Source organism: Mesorhizobium sp. M2C.T.Ca.TU.002.02.1.1, from assembly GCF_003997225.1.
Genome location: NZ_RZTO01001056.1, coordinates 1 through 1,777 on the forward strand (window position 1 = coordinate 1; position 1,777 = coordinate 1,777).

Consider the following 1,777-nt stretch of genomic DNA (forward strand, 5'->3'; position numbering starts at 1 on the left):
CGCATTGCCGTCAATGTCTCGGGCACCGAGCTGCGCGAGGCGGATTTCGACACCTTCCTGTTCGGCACGCTGGAGCGCGCGGGACTGCCGCCGCAAAAGCTGGCGCTGGAGATCGTCGAATCCGTCATCCTCGACGACGAGAAGACCGGCATCGCCGCAAAGCTCCGCCACATCCGCGCCGCCGGCGTGCATCTCGAGCTCGACGATTTCGGCACCGGCTACGCCTCGCTCAGCCACGTGAACCCGAACGAGATCGACCGGCTGAAGATCGACCGCCGCTTCGTCCAGAACATCAACGAGAATGGCGACAACTCCAAGATCGTGCGCGCCATCACCGAGCTAGCCCGGGGCTTGGGCATTTCGATCGTCGCCGAGGGCGCCGAGACCGAGGCGGAGCTCGACTCGCTGATGGCGATCGGCTGCGACCAGGTGCAGGGCTATTCGATCGCCTTCCCGATGCCGCAGGACAAGGCGCGCGAATGGCTGACCGCGCGCAGCCCGAAGAAGGCGAAGCTCAAAGTGCTGCAGGGCAGCCTGGCCTGAGATGCGCCGATATTCAGGTGAGGCCGGCCTGCAAATGGCGGCTTCCTGCGCTTCCGGTGCTCACGTACTTCAAGTACGCTCCGCTCCGGTTCTCGGAAGCCACCCAGTTTGGTCGCTTCGCGCCCGTCTTCGACTCCGGCTCGGCCTGACCTGAATCTCAACGCATCTCGGCATCCAGTCATGCTCGATAAGACCCACGCTGCAATAGTGTCTTGCCATGATCGCAAGCAGTTTTTGCGGATACCGCTTCGTCTTGCCCTGCCGCTGCTATTGTTGGTTGTGTCGCCGGCTTTGGCCGCCGATCGCACCATTTATCTCACCTTCGACGACGGTCCGCTGAACGGCACCAGCAACATCCTCGACGTGCTGCAGGCCGAGCAGGTGCCGGCGACTTTGTTCATGGTCGGCATGCATGCCGAGGCGAACGCCGCCAACCGGGCGCTGCTGCAGCGGGCGAAATCCATGCCGCTGGTGACGATCGGCAACCACAGCTACAGCCATGCCTACAATCATTACCGGCATTTCTACGGCGATACCGAAGGCGTGGTCGCCGACATGCTGAGGGCCAATGCCGTGCTGGGCCTGAAGCCGGCCGTGCATGCGCGGCTGCCGGGACGCGACGTGTTCCGGCTGCCCAATTACTCGAAGGACGACAATTCGCTAGGGCTGGCCGAGGCCGGACGCGAGGATCCGGACTACGAGTTCGTCGCGGCCTCGGGCTTCTGGCTATACGGCTGGGACCACGAATGGGTGCATGAGAGCAGCGGCAAGCCGGTGCAGAGCGTCGACCATCTGGTCAGCGAGATCGACCATCTGTTCGCCTACGGCCATTTCGCCAGGCCGAACAAGTTGATCCTGCTTGTGCATGACGAGATGTTCCAGGACACCTTCGACGGCAAGGCGAAATTGACGGCGCTGATCGCGGCGCTCAGGCTTCGCCACTACGCCTTCGGGGCGATTGCCGATTATGATCGCTAAGAGCTTATGATTTGATCGCGCGAGCCGGCTTGCCAGGGCGAGGCGGAATGTCGTTCTTGTCACCGGGGAAAGACGCCAGCAGACGCCCGAAGCTCGGCGCTTCGACATTCGCCCGCAGCGCTGCGAGCATCTCGGCGAATTCGGCCAGCCTGTCGTCGGGAATACCGGCCCGCAGCCGCTTGTCGAAGGCGACCGCCGCAAGGCGCAGTTTCTCGAACAGCGCTTCGCCGGCCTCGGTCAGCGCCACCTGATGGAC

Annotated in this window: 2 protein-coding genes and 1 pseudogene; 2 read left to right on the plus strand and 1 reads right to left on the minus strand. The window is 63.4% G+C overall.

The genetic code is table 11. From position 1 onward, the window contains the following. A partial coding sequence (locus EOD07_RS33220) for an EAL domain-containing protein (RefSeq protein ID WP_164772786.1) occupies nt 1-543 on the plus strand: 543 nt, incomplete at its 5' end. A gap of 234 nt (nt 544-777) precedes the next feature. After that, entirely contained in the window at nt 778-1,521 is a 744-nt protein-coding gene (locus tag EOD07_RS33225; protein ID WP_164772787.1) for a polysaccharide deacetylase family protein, read from the plus strand. 4 nt (nt 1,522-1,525) lie between these two features. Here the strand turns inward: EOD07_RS33225 and EOD07_RS33230 are convergent. After that, nucleotides 1,526-1,777, minus strand: a pseudogene (locus EOD07_RS33230) (MarR family transcriptional regulator); the annotation flags it as partial.